A 16596-nucleotide genomic window follows, 5' to 3' on the forward strand; every position below is an offset into this window, starting at 1 on the left:
CGTTGAGTATAAGAGACAGACCCAACCCCGGTCGAAGCCCCGCCCCACCCGCAGCCCCCGCACCGGCCGAAGCACCGCCCCACCCGCAGCCCCCGCACCGGCCGAAGCACCGCCCCACCCGCAGCCACCGACCCCCGCCGAAGCACCGACCCCGACCCCCGCCCGGCCAGGGCTAGAGCGGGGACTGCCACGTCAGCGTCGTGCCGCGGGTGCCGGAGTCCGTGCGGCCGTCGTCGGAGACGGTCAGGTGGACCCGGGTCGGGGTCGCGTCGATGCCGACCTCGATCGAGGTGACCCCGACCCGACGGTGCGCCGCGGCCAGCGCCCCGCGGAGGGCCGCGAGCAGATCCCCCGCCACCGGCTCCGGCAGCAACGCGTCCACCGCGCCCGCGAAGTGCACCGACGGCTGGAACCCCAGCAGCACCGCCGCCCCGCCGGTCTCCCGCAGGACCCGCCCCCGGAACGTCGTGGGGGCGTCGGTCGGCGGCTGTTGGAGGGCGAAGATGGCCGTCCGGACCTCCTGGATGGTGGAGTCCAGCTCGTCGACCGCGCGGCTCAGTTCCTCGCCGACGGTGTCCCCGGTCGGCGCGTTGGAGGAGCGCCGCCGCGTGCTCTCCAGCATCATCTCCGTCGCGAACAGCCGCTGGACGACCAGGTCGTGCAGGTCGCGCGCGATCCGGTCCCGGTCCTCGTAGACGGCGAGCTGCTCGCGGTCGTGCTGCGCGTCCGCGAGGACGAGCGCCAGCGCGGCCTGGGAGGCGAACTGCGAGGCCAGCAGCCGGTCCACGGCGTCGTACGGCGGCCCGCCCCGGGCCCTGGGCAGGGCCAGCGTCCCGATCAGCTGGCCGCCGCTCTGCAGCGGCAGCATCATGCTCGGGCCGAAGCGTTCCCGCACGTGGGTGGTCATCCGCGGGTCCGTCGCGGAGTCGTCGATGAACACCGGTTCCCCGCCGAGCAGTTGCTCCAGCACCGCCGAACCCGGCGCGATGGCCGTGCCGACCAGGTCCCCGGGGTCGCCGTGCGTGGAGGCTGCGACGATCTCCATGCCGCCCTCCGGGGTCGGCTGGAGCACCACCCCGGCCGCGGCGTCCGCCAGCAGCCGGGCCCGCTCGGCCACGCACATCAGGGCGTCGGCGGCCGGCCGGCCCGCCAGCAGGGTGGTCGTGACCGCGGCCGCGCCCTCGATCCAGCGTTCCCGCCGCCGCGCGGTCTCGTACAGCCGGGCGTTGCCGATCGCTATCCCCGCCTGCGAGGCCAGGACGCGCAGCAGCGCGACGTCCTCGTCGGTGAACGGGCCGCCGCCGCGCTTCTCCGTGAGGTACAGGTTCCCGAAGACCTCGGTGTGGACCCGGATCGGTACGCCGAGGAAGCCGTGCATCGGCGGGTGGCCGGGTGGGAAGCCCGCCGAGCGCGGGTCCTGCGCCAGGTCGTCCAGCAGCAGCGGTCGCGGGTCGGTGATCAGCGCCCCGAGCAGGCCGGCGCGGCCGTCGGGCAGCCGGCCGATCGCGGCCCGCTCGGCGTCGGTCAGGCCGACGGTGAACAGCTTGGTCAGCCGGACGCGCTCGGGGTCGACGACCCCGAGCGCGCCGTACCGGGCCGCGCACAGTTCGGCGGCGGACTCCACGATGTGCTGGAGGGTGGAGTGCAGTTCCAGCTCCGAGCCGACGCTGAGGACCGCTTCCAGCAGGACCGGGAGCCCGGCCGACTCGGTGGCGGGAGCCGTTTCCCCCGTCATCCGGCCAACGGGTTGAGAACCATGGGTGCGATCTTCCCTTCCAGCATCGCGCCGAGGCCGAGCACGGCGCACACGTCCGGCCGTTCCGCGATGGCGACGGGCATTCCGGTGGCGTCGCGCAGCATCTGGTCCAGGCCCGGCAGCAGGGCGCTGCCGCCCACCATCATGATCCCCCGGTCCGTCAGGTCCGCGACCAGGTCGGGCGGGCAGTCGCGGAGGACCTTGCCGATGCCGTCGATGACGGCGGTCAGCGGGGTGTGGATGGCGTCCCGGACCGCGGCGGTGTCCACCTGGACGGACCGGGCGAGTCCGGTGGCCACGTCGCGGCCGTGGATGAGGGTGGAGGTCGGGCCCTCGGGGGTGAGCCCGTTGCCGTGCAGGGCCAGCTGGAGCGGCCGGACGGCCTGGCTCGGCAGCATCAGCTCGTGTGCGTGGCGCAGGTGCTGGACCACGGCGTGGTCGATGGCCTCGCCGCCGATGGGGATCCGCTGGGCGGTGACGATCGAGCCGAGCGAAAGGACCGCCACCTGGGTGGCCGCCGCCCCGCACACCATGATCATCGTCGCGGTCGGCTGCTCCACGGGCAGGCCGCAGCCGACGGCCGCCGCGATCAGGGTGTCGACGAGTTCGACGCGGCGGGCGCCGAGTCCGACGAGGGTCTCGACGGTGGCCCGCTGGGCCAGCGGGTCCGCGTCGTGCGGGGTGCAGGCGGCGGCGCGCAGCCGGGGCTTGCGGCGCAGTGCGCGGCGCAGCTTCTCGCCGAGCAGGTGACGCAGCATCCGCTGGGCCATCTCGATGTCGACGACGGTGCCGCCGGAGACGGGGCGGACGACGCGGATGTAGTCGGGCGTACGGCCCGTCATCCGTTCGGCGAAGGTGCCGACGGCGATGAGCGCGCCGGTCCGGGTGTTGACGGCGGCGACGCTGGGCTCGTCGACGACCAGTCCGGCGCCCTTCACGTACACGCGGGTCCTGGCGGCTCCCAGGTCGACGGCGACGTGGCAGCGGCGCAACTGCTCAAGACTGACGGTCACGGCAGATCCTCCCGAGAGCACTGACGCAAAGGACCGACGGGTGCCGGTCGCAATTCATATCTTCTCGGGTAAATGGGGTATGGCGCCCGTTGAGATGCTCCGGGCGGGGTGGGTCACGTGGGTCCGGAGGTGCTGCACGGGGGTGGATTTCTGTACCGACAGGCACCACGATGCGCGCACGTCCGCGCTACTGGCGCGTAACAAGGTAAAGGGGACCCGATGCTGACGCCCCGCCAGACGATCCTGGCGCTCCTGGCGCTCTGCGCCGCCCTGCTCGCGCCCCTGCCGGCCCACGCGGCCACCGGCACCCCCGCCGGTCCGCCCGCCGCCGTCCGCAATCCGGTGGTCCTCGTCCACGGTTACAACGCCGACCCGGGCGTCTGGGGCTCCCTCAGGGAGGACCTGAGGGCCGACGGGTACACCGACTCGGAGCTCTTCTCGTGGGGTTACGACACCCACCAGTCCGTCAACGAGGTCCTCTCCGGACGGCTCGCCGCCTACGTCGACCAGGTCCGCCGTCAGACCGGCGCCGCCCGGGTCGACATCGTCGGCCACTCCTTCGGATCCCTCGTCAGCCGCTGGTACGTCAAGTACGGGGGCGGCGGCGCGAGCGTCGGGCGCTGGGTCTCGCTGGCCGGCCCCAACCACGGCACCTCCACCGCCTGGGCCTGCGCGCTGTGGGACCAGGCGTGCCGGGACATGACCCCCGGCTCCTACGTCGTGAAGAACCTGGCCGCCGGGGACGAGACCCCGGGGGACGTGCGCTACGCGACCTTCTGGTCGGAGTGCGACGAGATCGTCAACCCCGACAGCAGCGTCCCGCTCACCGGCGCGGTGAACACGCCGGTCGGCTGCCTCGACCACAACGAGCTGCTCGGCGACGACGCCACCTCGGCGGGGGTCCGCGCCTTCCTCGCCTCCTGAACCCGCCCCGCCGCTCCCGACGCCCCTCCCTCGTCCGGTGTCGGCCCCGCGTGCCTTCGACCGGGCGTCCGGTGCCGGCTCCGACCCGCGCGACCTCTCGACCGTCCCCGGCCCCCCGGTCCGTCCCCGCCCCCTCAGTACGTCCCCGGCGCCCCGCCTTCGGTGACCCGCTGGAGCAGTCCGTACGTGAACTCCGCCACGCGGGGCCGCCCCGACGCCGTGAACGCCAGCCGCCACCGCGTCGGGGCGGTGCCCTCCATGGGGCGCACCGGGGCGAAGGCCCGCGCGACCTCGTCCACCGTCGCCGACCAGGGCCGCAGGTCGTCGGCCGTCTCCAGGACGGGCCCCGGCGCTCCCGGGGCCCGGACCAGCCACTCGTTCCACACCGCCCCGTCCGGCGCGGCCAGCACCTCGAAGCGCAGCTCGGGCCAGAGCGGGAGCGGCCACAGCAGCGCCTCGCACTCCAGGGCGCCGATGGTCCGCCGGTCCACGGACTCCGGGGGGCCGAGCACCGACCGGTAGCGGGTCAGGGCGCCGCGGGAGCGGGGCGAGCGGACCATGGCCTGCCAGCGCTTGTTCGCCTCGCGCTGCTCGGCGAGGCCGGCGCCCATGCGCAGCCGGGCCTCCTCGGCGAGGTCGGGTTGGAAGTCCGCCATCCTGCGCAGCAGGACCAGCTGGAATGCGGCCGGGCCGAAGGCGGCACGGGCGCCGGGACGCGGGTTCGCAGTCATGGAGGCAAAGATTCCACACAGGATCCTTACGAACCCGCGATGCGGAAGTCGCGTTCGACCACGTAGCCTGCGGGCGCCATGGACTACTGCCACGCCTGTCGGAGGCACCTCAACGGCGCACTCGCGTGCGCCGGCTGCGGAACTCCGGCCGCCCACCTGATACCCGCCGCGCCGACCGCGGGGGCAGTGCCCCCTGCCGTGCCGCCCGGCTCCGCCCCACCTGCCGCGCTGTCGGAGGTGTACGCCGACTCGCTCGTGGTGCTGTCCGGCCCGGACGGGGGCAGGGCCGGTGCCCGTCGGCGGGCCGGCGGTCGACGCCGGACCCGGCGGACCGTGCTGTCCGTGGGTCTCGGACTGGCACTCGCGGCCGGCGGTTCGATCGCCGTGGCCCGGATCGTCACCGAGGACGAAGGGGTGGACCGGGCCGGCCAGGTCGTCATGAAGGACGACGCGGAGCCGCAGCAGGCGGTGCCGGCCCCGGCCCTGACCAGCGGCGCGGCCCCCTCGGCCCGGGCGGGCGGGGGCGCCGGGACGGCGAAGGCCACCGCCGGCGCGACGAAGTCGGCGGGCCCCACGGGTTCGCCGAGCGCGTCCGTGTCCCCGTCGGGCGCGGAAACCTCCGCCTCCGCGAAGCCGGAGCCCTCGCAGAGCAGCGCCGGGGGCGGGACGTCCGTACGTCCTTCGAAGCCGGCGCAGCCCGCGCCGAGCACCTCCGCGACCTCGAAGCCGCCGCAGCCCACGCCCACGAAGACCAAGCCGGGCAAGCCGACCCCGAAGCCGACGCCCACCGAGGACGACGACTGCTGGTTCCTCTGCTGGTGAGCCGCCGGGCGGTCAGCCCAGCATCCTCCTGAGCAGGTCCCGCAGCGCCGTGCGCTCGTCCGGCGACAGTCCGGAGAGGGGCTCGCGGGCGAAGTCCAGGGACTCGCGCAGCCGCTCCGCCGTCCGCAGGCCCTCCTCCGTCGGCGCGGCCAGCTTCACCCGCCGGTCGGCCGGGTCCGGGCGGCGTTCGACCAGGCCGCGCGTCTCCAGCCGGTCGATGATGCCGGTCACGTTGGACGGCTCGCAGCGCAGCTTCTGCGCTATGCGCCGCATGGGCAGCGGCTCCACCGACAGCAGCGCCAGCACCCGGGCCTGGGCCCCGGTGAGCTGGTGGCGCGCGGCGGCGTCCTCGTACTCCATGTGGTAGCGGGCCACGACGTCGCCGATGAGCTCGACGACCTCAAGGGTCACTGGGTCTGTGCGACGACTGGGCATGGCAACAGCGTACCCATTTACTTGACAACATGAAATATCCAGCTGCATGGTTGTTTCATGTGGTGAAGCACTTCCGGTGCGACACCGTCCCACCCCCAGGTCATCAGGAGCGCCCCATGTCCGAGATCCCTGCCGTCAGCCGCGAATGGCACCTCGTCCGCCGCCCGCAGGGCTGGCCCGTCGCCGAGGACTTCGCCCTGCGCGAGGTACCGGTGTCCGCCGAGCCCGCCCCCGGCCGGGTCCTGGTCCGCAACCTCCACATGTCCGTCGACCCCTACATGCGGGGTCGGATGAACGACACCAAGTCCTACGTTCCGCCCTTCCAGCTCGACGAGCCGATGCAGGGCGGTGCGGTCGGCGAGGTCGTCGCCTCCGCCGCCGAGGGCTTCGAGGTCGGCGACCACGTCCTGCACCACCTGGGCTGGCGCGAGTACGCGGACGTCGACGCGAAGTACGCCACCAAGGTCGACGCCTCGATCGCCCCCCTCTCCGCCTACCTCGGCGTCCTCGGCATGCCGGGTCTGACCGCCTACGCGGGCCTCTTCGAGGTCGCCTCCTTCAAGGAGGGCGACGCCGTCTTCGTGTCCGGCGCGGCCGGTGCCGTCGGCGGTCTCGTCGGCCAGTTCGCGAAGATCAAGGGCGCCTCCCGGGTGATCGGCTCCGCCGGCTCGGACGAGAAGGTGACGCTCCTCACGGAGAAGTACGGCTTCGACGCCGCCTTCAACTACAAGAACGGCCCCGTCGCCGAGCAGCTGCGCGCGGCCGCCCCCGAAGGCATCGACGTCTACTTCGACAACGTCGGCGGGGACCACCTGGAAGCGGCGATCTCCTCCCTGAACGTCCACGGCCGCGCCACCCTCTGCGGAGCCATCGCCGGGTACAACGACACCGAGCCCGCACCGGGCCCGCGCAACCTGATGATGGTCATCGGCAAGCGGCTGCGGCTCCAGGGCATCCTCGTCGGGGACCACGCCGGCCTGCAGCAGCAGTTCGTCCAGGACGTGGCCGGTTGGCTGAACTCCGGCGAGCTCCGCTACGACGAGACGGTCGTCGAGGGCGTCGAGAACGCGACCTCGGCCTTCCTCGGAATGCTCCGCGGCGAGAACACCGGAAAGATGATCGTTTCCTTCACCGGTTAGGCTCACTGCACACCGTCGTGATCGTGGGCGCGCATCACGGCGATTCATCCGGAGGATTTGCTTTCATGTCCATCACCCAGTCCGACGTCAAGTACACCGCCGTGGCCACCGCCGAGAACGGCCGTGACGGTCGCGTCGCCACCAGCGACGGCAAGCTCGACGTCGTCGTGAACCCGCCGAAGGAGCTCGGTGGCAACGGCGAGGGCACCAACCCCGAGCAGCTGTTCGCCGCCGGCTACAGCGCCTGCTTCCAGGGTGCCCTCGGTGTCGTCGCGAAGAACGAGAACGCCGACATCTCCGGCTCCACCGTCACCGCCGAGGTCGGCATCGGCAAGAACGACGACGGCTTCGGCCTGATCGTCAAGATCTCCGCCGTGATCCCGAACGTGGACGCCGCCACCGCCAAGGACCTCATCGAGAAGGCCCACCAGGTCTGCCCGTACTCCAAGGCGACCCGCGGCAACATCACGGTCGAGCTGGCCGTCTGATCCCCGCCGAACGCAGCGAAGGCCGCACCCCTCCGGGAGGGGTGCGGCCTTCGCCGTAAACTGGCCCCATGCGTGATCTTGCGGGGGGCTTCCGGTACTTGCTGGCCGGACAGCGATGGGTGTTCGGACACGGCCGCTGGCTGGGCTTCGGCCTGCTGCCGGGCCTCGTCGCGCTGGTGCTGTACATCGGCGCGCTGATCGGGCTGTTCCACGGCGCCGACGACTTCACCGCCTGGGCGACGCCCTTCGCCTCGGACTGGTCCTCGCCGTGGCTCGACATCTTCCGGGGCACCCTGACCGCACTGGTCTTCGCCCTCGGGCTGTTCCTCGCGGTCATCACCTTCACCGCGGTGACCCTGCTCGTCGGCCAGCCCTTCTACGAGTCCCTCTCCGAGCAGGTCGACCGGACCGAGGGCGGCGAGGTCCCCGAGTCGGGGCGCTCCCTGTGGGAGGACCTGTGGATCTCCGCCCGGGACAGCCTGCGGCTGCTCCTGCGCGTGGCCCTCTTCGGCATCCTGCTGTTCGCCCTCGGGTTCGTTCCGGTGCTCGGTCAGACCGTCGTCCCGGCGATCGGCTTCTGCGTCTCCGGCTTCTTCCTCACCCAGGAGCTCACCTCCGTCGCCCTCCAGCGCCGCCGTGTGGACCTCGACGAGCAGCTGACCCTGCTGCGCGGGCGCCGCGCGCTGGCCCTCGGCTTCGGGGTGCCCCTGGTCCTGTCGTTCCTCGTCCCGTTCGTCGCCGTCTTCCTGATGCCGGGAGCGGTGGCCGGGGCGACCCTGATGGCCCGCGAACTCGTCGGCGCCGACGAGGAGACCGAGCCGGGTCGGGAGCCCGGCGGGAAGGGCGGGCCCGACCAGGCACCCCCGGTCCCCGGCTTCGGCCCGCCGCCCTCCTCGTACGCGTAGCCCCCTCGCAGGCGCGGCCCGGGGACCGCGTCCCGCTACGCCGCCCCGCGCCGCAGCAGGGTGAGGGCCCCGGTCGTGTCCTCGCCCGCGTGGGCGGCCGGGTCGGCGGTCAGCCGCTCCCGCATCAGGTCCAGGTACGGCGTGATCAACTCGGCGCTGACGCCCTGCTCGGCGGCGGTGGTCAGCAGGGTCGCACTGGCCGCGACCTGCATGGCCAGGTTGGACTCCACCCCGGAGGTGAAGTCCCGCGAGGTCAGCCGCTCGGCGACGTTCCCGACGAAGAACCCCATCGCGCCCAACCACTCGGACAGCAGCGGGGACAGGCTCGCGGGGGCGATGTCCTCGCCCTCGATCAGGGCGTAGGCGTGCGAGATCCCCGCGAACAGTCCGTACATCGCGCTGAGCAGCGCCACGTCGTGCAGGGCCGCGTGCCCCGGGTCCTCGCCGACGAAGCGGGCCCCGGCCGGGACCTCCAGGGCGTTCCGGTGGGTGTCGAAGAGGGCGCGCGAGCCGCTGTAGAAGACGTACCCGCCGGCCTCCGGGCCACCGATCATCGACGGCGTTCCCATGATCCCGGCGTCCACGAAGCGGGCGCCGCGGGCCTGCGCCCAGGCGGCCCGCGCCCGGCCCTCGGCGGGCGTGCCGGTGGTGAGGTTGACCAGGTCCTTGCCGGTCAGGTCGACGCCGTCGAGGGTGGCGTCGATGGACTTGTCGTCCAGCAGGCAGAGCACGATCAGGTCGCTCGCGGCCACCGCTCGGGCGGGCTCCGCGGCGACGAGGGCACCCTCGGGGGCCAGGGCGGCGGCCTTGGCGGCGGTGCGGTTCCAGACGGTGAGCGGATGCCCGGCGGCGAGCCAGGCGCGGGCGAGGACGGTTCCCATGGCGCCGAGGCCGAGGAGGGTGAGCGGGGTCTTCGTCGTGTGCGTGTCGGTCATGCCGTTTAGCCTGGTGGCAGGCGGTGAACCGCTCAAGTACGCACTTCGGGGTGGGTGGTTACCCCGAAGTGAGCGAGCAGGTGGGAGGGGTGCGCGATGGCGCTGACACGCAGGCCCGGAGCGGATCATTGCGGGATCGCCGCGGCGATGTCGGTGATCGACGGCAAGTGGAAGGTCTCGCTCCTATGGGAGTTGGACCAGCATCCGGGACGGCGGTTCGGCGAGCTGCGCCGACTGGTCCCGGGCGTCTCGGAGAAGGTCCTCGCCGCGCAACTGCGCGAGCTGGAGGCGGACGGGATCGTCCACCGCGAGGTGTACGAGGAGGTCCCGCCCCGGGTGGAGTACTCGCTGACCCCGCTCGGCCAGGAGCTGAACACGGCCCTGGAGGCGCTGGGCGCCTGGGGCACCCGCCACCTCCTGCCGGCCCCCGCGGTGGCGGCGGTCCCGGGCTGACCGCGGTCCGACGCCCGGGGCCGACCGCCGGGACGCGCCCTCCGGGACGGGGTCTCCCGTCCCGGAGGGCCCGGTCGGGGCACCGTCGGGCGGTGGTGCGGGCGGGCTCCGGGGCGGGGACCTCAGACGGTGTCGGGGGCGGGCTCCTCGGCGGGGACCTCCGCCGTCACCACGCCCTCCTCCGTGGCGCCCGCCTCGGCCAGCAGCGCTCCGCCCGGGGCCCAGACGGCCGAGCGGCCGCAGCCGGTCCACCGCCCGGCCGGGCCGACGTGATTGGCGAGGACCACGTACAGGCCGTGGTCCCGCGCGATGCCCGGGTACACGGTGGCCCGCTCGACGATCCCGTCGCCCGAGCCGTACAGGGTGCTCGCCAGGTGGACCCGGCAGCCGTCGGCCGCCGCCCGGCCGGTCAGATCCGGGAAGTGGTTGTCGTAGCAGACGCCCAACGAGAAGCGGATGCCGCCCAGTTCGAAGCGCCCGTCACCCGAGCCGGGTCGGAAGGCGTCGTGCTCCTGCTGGTAGAGGTGCTGCTTCGCGTACGTGGTCAGGAGCGCGCCGTCCGCGCCGTACACCAGCGTCGCGATGAGGGGGCGGCCCCCGTCGACGGCGGGCAGCGCGACGTTGACCGCGGTCGCGATGCCCGCGGAGCGCAGCGGGTCCAGACGCGGATCGTCGGCGGCGGTCCACAGCCCCGGATCGGCGGCGAGCGCCTCCAGTTCGTAGCCGGTGAGCGTGAACTCCGGGAACACCACCAACTCGGCGCCCCCTTCCCGGGCGGAGACGGCGAGAGCGGCGGCCCGGGCGGCGTTGGCGACGACGTCCGCGGGGACGCAGCTCAGTTGCGCCGCGGCGATCCTCACGCGCCCGCCCCGCCCGCCTCGACCGGCTGCGGAACGTACCGCGCCTCCAAGGACTCGATCACCACGTGGTGGTCGGAGAACGGCGAGTCGGTCACCGTGCAGCCGCGCCTGACCTCGCTGCTGAACAGGTAGTCGATCTTCGCGCCGGATCCGTGCGTGGCCCGTCCGGTGCGCGAGGTGCCGCTCTGGTCGCATTCCCGGTAGCCGCCGTCCAGTTCGGGGCGGGCGGTGTAGAGGCCGGCGGGCCACACCCAGGCGTCCTTGGGGTTCGTGGAGTCGGGGGAGAGGGCGTTGAAGTCCCCGCCGAAGACCGTGCCCGGGAAGGTGTTCACGATCGCCTTGATCTCCTTGAGCTGGTCGTCCCGGTAGTCCCAGGTCGGCTGCTCCGGGTTGCTGCCCAGGGGCGAGAGGTGGACGTTGCACAGGCGGACCTTCAGCTCCGCCGACGTCGCGCACTGGAAGGGCCGCTGCTGGCCGACGTACGGCTGCGTCGTCGGGTACTCCCGGGCGTCCGTCATCTGCCCCTTGAGGACGATCGCGGTGCCGATGCGGTCGGCCCGCCCGTTGTCCTCGCCGCAGCGGCTGTTCCACTTGCCCGAGGCGCCCTGGGACCACTGGTACGGCGCGAAGCTCTTGGTCCAGCCCGGGCCCAACTGGGCCATCAGGGCGGTGAGATCGTCCTCGCAGACCTCCTGGAGCAGCGCGGCCCGCACGTCCTTGTCCCGGATCTGCTCCTTCACCACGTCGATCTTCTGCTGTGGCGTTCCGGTGCCCCCGCAGTGCCAGGTGGCGCGCTGCGAGCCGCAGATGTTCCAGGACATGACCTGGAACGGCGTGGTCGCGGCCGTGGCCGACGGCGCCCCCAGGCCGGTGGCGAGCAGCAGGGTGGTCAGTACCCCCGCGCCCCTCTTCAGTGCTCCGGACGTGCTCATGAAAACTCCCCGTTCTCGGACGACTTCGTCGCCGATCAAGGTATCCGCCCGTCCGACCAGGTCAGTTGGCGGGCTCCGGCCCCCGCAACAGGGTCAGGAAGGAGCGGAACGCGGCGGGCATGTCCACCGATTCGGGGGCCAGCAGCCACTGGTACTGGAGGCCGTCCATGACCGCCGTCAGCAGCGGGGCCGCTTCCTCCGGGGTCAGGCCCGAGGGCAGCCGCTCCCCGAACTCGGTGCGCAGCACCGCCGCCATCTCGCCGCGCACCTGGGCGTAGCGCTCGGTGAAGAACTCCCGGGCCGGGTGGCCGTCGGTCACGCTCTCGCCCAGCAGGGCGGAGAAGGTCTGCACGATGCCCGGCCGCATGGCGTTGTACTCGACGAGGGATTCCAGCAGGTCCAGCCGCCACGCGCCGCCCGCGACCCGCGAGCCGCCCCCGGTGTCCCAGCGGTCGCGTTCCTCCAGCACCGCCACGAGCAGGGACTCCTTGGTCGGGAAGTAGTGCAGCAGCCCCTGTTGGGTCAGGCCCACGCGCTCGGCGACCGCACCCAGGGCGGCGCCCCGGTACCCCCGCTCCGCGATCACCTCGACCGCCGCGCGGACGATCTCGCCGCGCCGCTCCTCGCTCCGCGCCCTGGCCATCGTCGGCACCCCTTCCATTTTCGCCCGCCAGCAGGACCGTACGGCATTCGAACGTCACGAATGCATCACGAACCCTACCGTTCACCAGGGAACGGGTCCACGATGGGGCCACCCCACCCTCACCGCACCGCACTCAACGAGGAGGCACGGCCGTGACCGATGCTGCGCAGAACGGCGACCAGACCCGGGACGAGACCCGCGACGCGAGCGGGGACCGGATCCGCGAGGAGGCCGTGGAGGCGGCGCTCGGCAAGTTGGACCTCGACACGAAGGCCCGCCTGCTGGCCGGTCAGGACATGTGGTCCCTGCCCGCCCTCCCCGAGATCGGCCTGAGCTCGCTGATCATGTCCGACGGCCCCATCGGCGTCCGCGGCGTGCGGTGGACCGCCGACGACCCGTCGATCGCCCTGCCCTCGCCGACGGCCCTGGCCGCGTCCTGGGACCCCGCCCTGGCCCGCCGGGCGGGCCGGCTCCTCGCCCAGGAGGCCCGCCGCAAGGGCGTCCACGTCCTGCTGGCGCCCACCGTCAACCTGCACCGCTCGCCGCTCGGCGGCCGCCACTTCGAGTGCTACTCCGAGGACCCGTACCTGACCGGGGAGATCGGCAGCGGCTACGTCAACGGCGTCCAGGACGGCGGGGTCGGCACCACCGTCAAGCACTTCGTCGGCAACGACGCGGAGACCGAGCGCTTCACCGTCGACTGCGTCATCGCCCCGCGCCCGCTGCGCGAGCTGTACCTGGCGCCGTTCGAGGCCATCGTGGCCAACGCCCACCCGTGGGGGATCATGACCTCCTACAACCGCATCAACGGCACCTCGATGACCGAGAACCAGTACCTGGTGAACGAGGTCCTGCGCGACGAGTGGGGCTTCGACGGGTACAACGTCTCCGACTGGATGGCGGCCCGCTCCACCACCGGCGACATCCTCGGCGGCCTCGACGTGGCCATGCCCGGCCCCGACACCGTCTACGGGCCCGCCCTCGCCGGGGCCGTCCGGGCCGGCGAGGTCCCCGAGTCCGCCGTGGACGCCGCCGTCCGCAACGTGCTGCGGCTCGCCGCCCGCGTCGGCGTCCTTGAGGGCGCCCCGCCCGCCGTCACCGAGGTGCCGGACCCCGTGGACGGGCAGGCCCTGGCCCGGGAGATCGCGACCCGCGGCTTCGTCCTCGTGCGCAACGAGGGCGGCGTGCTGCCGCTCGCGGCGGGCGAGGGCCGCACGGTCGCCCTGCTCGGCGCCGCCGCCCGCGACGCGCGCATCCTCGGCGGCGGCAGCGCCACCGTGTTCCCCGAGCGGCTGATCCCGCCGCTCGACGGCCTCACCGCGGCCCTCCCGGAGGGAGCACTGACCTTCGCGGTCGGCGCCGACCCGAGCGAGGAACTCGTCCCCGCCGACAAGGGCTTCACCCTGCGGGCCGTGTGCCGCGACGCCTCCGGCGCCGTCCTCGGCGAGGGCAGCCTGCCGAGCGGCCAGGTCCAGTGGATCGGCGACGACCTGCCCGCGGGCGTCTCCTACGCGACCATGGCGACCATCGAGGTCACCGGCACCTTCGTGCCGCGCGAGAGCGGCGAGCACGCCTTCGGCACCCGGGGCCTCGGCGCCTTCGCCCTCGCCGTCGACGGAACGGTCCTGTGGGAGGGCGTCCAGGAGCTGGGCAACGAGGCCGACCCCTTCGAGGCCTTCTTCGGCGCGCCCAGCGAGCGCGGCCGGATCCACCTCACGGAGGGCCGGCCCGTGGAGGTGGCGCTGACCTACCGGGTACCCGACATGGGGGCGCTGTCGCTCAAGGCGATCATGTTCTCGCTGCTCCACATCGGGCCGCGGCGGGACGCCGACGAGCTGATCGCCGAGGCCGTGGAAGCCGCCCGGGGCGCCGACACCGCCATCGTGGTCGTCGCCACCACCGAGCGGGTCGAGTCCGAGGGCTTCGACCGCGAGGACCTCACGCTGCCGGGCCGCCAGGACGACCTCGTGCGCGCCGTCGCCGCCGTGAACCCGAACACCGTGGTCGTGGTCAACGCGGGCTCCCCGGTGGAGCTGCCCTGGCGCGAGGAGGTCGCCGCCGTCCTGCTGACCTGGTTCCCCGGGCAGGAGGGTGGGGCCGCGCTGGCCGACGTGCTCCTCGGGGACGCCGAGCCCGGCGGCCGCCTGCCCACCACCTGGCCCGCCACCCTCGCCGACGCGCCCGTCACGGAGGTGATCCCCGACGGGGGGACCCTGGAGTACGCGGAGGGGCTCCTCATCGGCTACCGCGCCTACGAGGCCCGCTCGGTCGTCCCCGCCTACCCCTTCGGGCACGGGCTCGGCTACACGGACTGGGCGTACGAGTCCCTGCACGTCGACCCCGAGGCCGTCCGGGTCCGGCTCACCAACACCGGCGGTCGGCCGGGCCGCGAGGTCGTCCAGATCTACCTGGAGCCCGTCGCCGACGGCGTGGAGCGCCCCGCCGGCCGGCTGGCCGCCTTCGCGGGCGTCGAGGCCGGGCCCGGGGAGAGCGTCGAGGTGGAGATCGCGCTGCCCGCCCGCGCCTTCGAGATCTGGGACGAGGAGGCCCGCGGTTGGCGGCGGATCGGCGGCGGCTACGAGGTCCGCGCGAGCCACTCGTACACCGACACGCGGCTGACGGCCACGCTCGACCTGCCGTGATCGGCCGGCGCGCGCTCGGCCGGCGGGCGGATCGCCGCCGTGTGGTCCGCCGCCGTGTGGTCCGTCGTCACATGATCTGACGACCCGACGCGGAGCACCGCGCGAACCGCCGCGCGACACGCCGGAGGGCCGGATGGCCTGAAGTCGACCCTCGCGCGGCCCCGGAACGGACCGGAGGCGGGACCTGACACCCGCCTCCGGTCCTTCGCGTCAACGCGGCGGCTCGGCCGCCGTCACCTGCCGGTGCGCCAGTTCGGCGAGCCGCGCCTGACCGTTCTTGCCCGGGTGGAACCAGTCCCAGTGGCTCAACTGATCAGCCGCGAACGGGTACTGGAACACGGCGCCGCCGTCGTAGCGGCACAGCGCGTCCTTCCCGCACACCTCGCGCAGCACCTCGTTGTACTCGACCACCCGCGCCCGCACCTGCTCCCGGCGGGCCGTGGCCCCCGCGGTCGCCGACAGCGGTTCGGCCAGCATGGACTGACAGATGCCCAGCTTCCAGATCTGCCGGACCATCGGGCTGTCCTTGCCCTGCTCCCACAGCCGCTGGAGGTCGGGCACGGAGGACACGTACACCTGGGAGGAGGGGGACGCCGCCCGCAGCTCCTTGAGGGCCTTGTCGAACCCGTCTCGGAACTCCGCCACCGGAGTCATCGACGAAGCCGTCGGCCGGCAGGCGTCGTTCGAGCCCACCATCACCGTGACCAGGTCGGGCTTGTTCGCGGCCGCCGCGGTCAGCTGCGCCGACAGGTCCGCCATCCGGGAGCCGGTCACCGCGTGGTTCCAGCTGCGCGCGGGCGCCTGCGCCTCGCCGAGCAGCCGGGTGGCGAGGGAGTGGACCAGGGGATCGTTGCCGGTCGCCCAGGAGGCCTCCGGGCAGTCCGCCAGCACCGAACAGGCGTCGAACCCGCGGGTGATGGAATCGCCGACGGCGGCGATCGAGGTGGGGGCGGTGTTCCAGCGCGGCGCGGCGGCGGCCTGCGCCCCCCGCTCGCCCCCGTCCGCCGGACCGCTCTCATCACATGCCGTGACGGACGCGGCCAGGACGGCCACCGCCACGCCCGCGCCCGCGAGGGCGCGGCGCGCGCGGCGGCGCGGAGCGGTGGTGCGCATGGGGTGGTCCTCCCTCGTCGCCCCTTGTCCTTCAGGGGCGTCCTGCTGAGTGAATGCTCTGTGTTTACCGGCCTCGGAGCGACCGTACGTCACACCATGACCCCTGGCGCACGGTAGCTTTTTCCCGTGGCGTTTCGGCCGCCACTGCCGATGCGCAATGTCAAATAATTTCCGTTACATTACATCACGTCACATACTGTCCGTTTTCTGGAGTTTATTCCCGACCTCGTCCCACACTGGAGGTCCCGGTGACGACACGTGGAGTTCTGTACGTGCATTCCGCACCGCGCGCGCTCTGCCCGCATGTGGAATGGGCTGTAGCGGGCGTGCTCGGGGTGCGGGTGAACCTCGACTGGATCCGTCAGCCCGCCTCCCCCGGCACCTGGAGAGCCGAGTTCTCCTGGCAGGCCGAGGCGGGCACCGCCTCGAAACTCGCCTCCGCACTGCGCGGCTGGCACCTGCTCCGCTTCGAAGTGACCGCCGAACCCTGCCCGACCGCCGAGGGTGAGCGCTACAGCTCCACGCCGGAACTCGGCATCTTCCACGCCGTCACCGGCATGCACGGCGACATCCTGATCCCCGAGGACCGGCTGCGCGCCGCCCTCGCCCGGTCCGTGCGCGGCGAGACCAACCTGGAAGCCGAGATCGCCAAGCTCCTCGGGAAGCCCTGGGACGACGAACTGGAACCCTTCCGGTACGCCGGTGAGGGTGCCCCGGTCCGCTGGCTCCACCAAGTCGTCTGACACCGCCGCCGACGAGGCGGGTACGCGAAGGGCCCCGCCCGGCAGAAGCCGGACGGGGCCCT

At 73.2% G+C, this 16596-nt stretch carries 17 protein-coding genes; 8 read left to right on the forward strand and 9 right to left on the reverse strand.

The window, feature by feature from the left end:
* Nucleotides 1-172: 172 nt before the first annotated feature.
* Nucleotides 173-1735 carry a GAF domain-containing protein gene (locus ACFVS6_RS30650; protein WP_389708933.1) on the reverse strand — a complete coding sequence of 521 codons (1563 nt, stop codon included), beginning with the start codon at nucleotides 1733-1735 and terminating at the stop codon, nucleotides 173-175.
* Entirely contained in the window at nucleotides 1732-2769 is a 1038-nt protein-coding gene (locus ACFVS6_RS30655; protein WP_385572292.1) for a rod shape-determining protein, read from the reverse strand. Before ACFVS6_RS30655 ends, ACFVS6_RS30650 begins: the two co-directional genes overlap by 4 nt.
* Before the next feature lie 219 nt (nucleotides 2770-2988).
* Here ACFVS6_RS30655 and ACFVS6_RS30660 point away from each other — a divergent pair, with 219 nt between their 5' ends.
* The gene (locus ACFVS6_RS30660) at nucleotides 2989-3693 is read left to right on the forward strand and encodes an esterase/lipase family protein (protein ID WP_389708935.1); all 705 of its coding nucleotides are present in this window, start codon (nucleotides 2989-2991) and stop codon (nucleotides 3691-3693) included.
* Between the two features lie 134 nt (nucleotides 3694-3827).
* Here ACFVS6_RS30660 and ACFVS6_RS30665 read toward each other — a convergent pair whose 3' ends face one another.
* A complete protein-coding gene (locus ACFVS6_RS30665) occupies nucleotides 3828-4424 on the reverse strand; it encodes a hypothetical protein (RefSeq protein ID WP_389708937.1) in 597 nt (198 codons plus the stop codon).
* Between the two features lie 78 nt (nucleotides 4425-4502).
* On the opposite strand from ACFVS6_RS30665, the gene ACFVS6_RS30670 reads away from it, so the two are divergent.
* Entirely contained in the window at nucleotides 4503-5246 is a 744-nt protein-coding gene (locus tag ACFVS6_RS30670) for a hypothetical protein (RefSeq protein WP_389708939.1), read from the forward strand.
* Between the two features lie 12 nt (nucleotides 5247-5258).
* Here the strand turns inward: ACFVS6_RS30670 and ACFVS6_RS30675 are convergent, their stop codons facing one another.
* Nucleotides 5259-5681 (reverse strand): MarR family winged helix-turn-helix transcriptional regulator, encoded by a 423-nt coding sequence (locus tag ACFVS6_RS30675; RefSeq protein WP_389708941.1) that lies wholly within the window; start codon nucleotides 5679-5681, stop codon nucleotides 5259-5261.
* A 116-nt stretch (nucleotides 5682-5797) separates the two neighbouring features.
* On the opposite strand from ACFVS6_RS30675, the gene ACFVS6_RS30680 reads away from it, so the two are divergent.
* The 3 genes from ACFVS6_RS30680 (at nucleotide 5798) to ACFVS6_RS30690 (ending at nucleotide 8213) form a co-directional block, all read left to right on the forward strand.
* Nucleotides 5798-6820: an NADP-dependent oxidoreductase gene (locus tag ACFVS6_RS30680; protein ID WP_389708943.1), complete on the forward strand. Its 1023-nt coding sequence runs from the start codon at nucleotides 5798-5800 to the stop codon at nucleotides 6818-6820.
* 65 nt (nucleotides 6821-6885) lie between these two features.
* Complete coding sequence (locus tag ACFVS6_RS30685) at nucleotides 6886-7308, forward strand: organic hydroperoxide resistance protein (protein ID WP_383999646.1); 423 nt, start codon at nucleotides 6886-6888, stop codon at nucleotides 7306-7308.
* A gap of 68 nt (nucleotides 7309-7376) precedes the next feature.
* A complete protein-coding gene (locus ACFVS6_RS30690) occupies nucleotides 7377-8213 on the forward strand; it encodes an EI24 domain-containing protein (RefSeq protein ID WP_389708945.1) in 837 nt (278 codons plus the stop codon).
* A gap of 35 nt (nucleotides 8214-8248) precedes the next feature.
* On the opposite strand, the gene ACFVS6_RS30695 is transcribed toward ACFVS6_RS30690, so the two are convergent.
* Nucleotides 8249-9148 carry an NAD(P)-dependent oxidoreductase gene (locus ACFVS6_RS30695; protein ID WP_389708947.1) on the reverse strand — a complete coding sequence of 300 codons (900 nt, stop codon included), beginning with the start codon at nucleotides 9146-9148 and terminating at the stop codon, nucleotides 8249-8251.
* Nucleotides 9149-9244: 96 nt separating this feature from the next.
* Between ACFVS6_RS30695 and ACFVS6_RS30700 the strand changes: the two genes are divergently transcribed.
* The gene (locus ACFVS6_RS30700) at nucleotides 9245-9601 is read left to right on the forward strand and encodes a winged helix-turn-helix transcriptional regulator (RefSeq protein ID WP_389708949.1); all 357 of its coding nucleotides are present in this window, start codon (nucleotides 9245-9247) and stop codon (nucleotides 9599-9601) included.
* A 122-nt stretch (nucleotides 9602-9723) separates the two neighbouring features.
* On the opposite strand, the gene ACFVS6_RS30705 is transcribed toward ACFVS6_RS30700, so the two are convergent.
* From ACFVS6_RS30705 to ACFVS6_RS30715, 3 genes are all read right to left on the reverse strand, one after another.
* Entirely contained in the window at nucleotides 9724-10461 is a 738-nt protein-coding gene (locus ACFVS6_RS30705; protein WP_389708951.1) for a carbon-nitrogen hydrolase family protein, read from the reverse strand.
* Entirely contained in the window at nucleotides 10458-11393 is a 936-nt protein-coding gene (locus ACFVS6_RS30710) for an endonuclease/exonuclease/phosphatase family protein (protein ID WP_389708953.1), read from the reverse strand. The genes ACFVS6_RS30705 and ACFVS6_RS30710 overlap by 4 nt, the downstream gene beginning before the upstream one ends.
* Before the next feature lie 61 nt (nucleotides 11394-11454).
* Complete coding sequence (locus tag ACFVS6_RS30715; protein ID WP_389708955.1) at nucleotides 11455-12036, reverse strand: TetR/AcrR family transcriptional regulator; 582 nt, start codon at nucleotides 12034-12036, stop codon at nucleotides 11455-11457.
* A 152-nt stretch (nucleotides 12037-12188) separates the two neighbouring features.
* Between ACFVS6_RS30715 and ACFVS6_RS30720 the strand changes: the two genes are divergently transcribed.
* Nucleotides 12189-14678: a glycoside hydrolase family 3 protein gene (locus ACFVS6_RS30720; protein ID WP_389708956.1), complete on the forward strand. Its 2490-nt coding sequence runs from the start codon at nucleotides 12189-12191 to the stop codon at nucleotides 14676-14678.
* Nucleotides 14679-14888: 210 nt separating this feature from the next.
* Here the strand turns inward: ACFVS6_RS30720 and ACFVS6_RS30725 are convergent, their stop codons facing one another.
* Complete coding sequence (locus tag ACFVS6_RS30725; RefSeq protein ID WP_389708958.1) at nucleotides 14889-15791, reverse strand: SGNH/GDSL hydrolase family protein; 903 nt, start codon at nucleotides 15789-15791, stop codon at nucleotides 14889-14891.
* Nucleotides 15792-16039: 248 nt separating this feature from the next.
* Between ACFVS6_RS30725 and ACFVS6_RS30730 the strand changes: the two genes are divergently transcribed.
* Nucleotides 16040-16534, forward strand: a complete 495-nt coding sequence (locus ACFVS6_RS30730; RefSeq protein WP_281206281.1) for a DUF3145 domain-containing protein — start codon at nucleotides 16040-16042, stop codon at nucleotides 16532-16534.
* The last annotated feature ends 62 nt before the right edge of the window (nucleotides 16535-16596 follow it).

The sequence above is a fragment of the Streptomyces sp. NPDC057939 genome, assembly GCF_042887545.1.
Classification (GTDB): domain Bacteria; phylum Actinomycetota; class Actinomycetes; order Streptomycetales; family Streptomycetaceae; genus Streptomyces.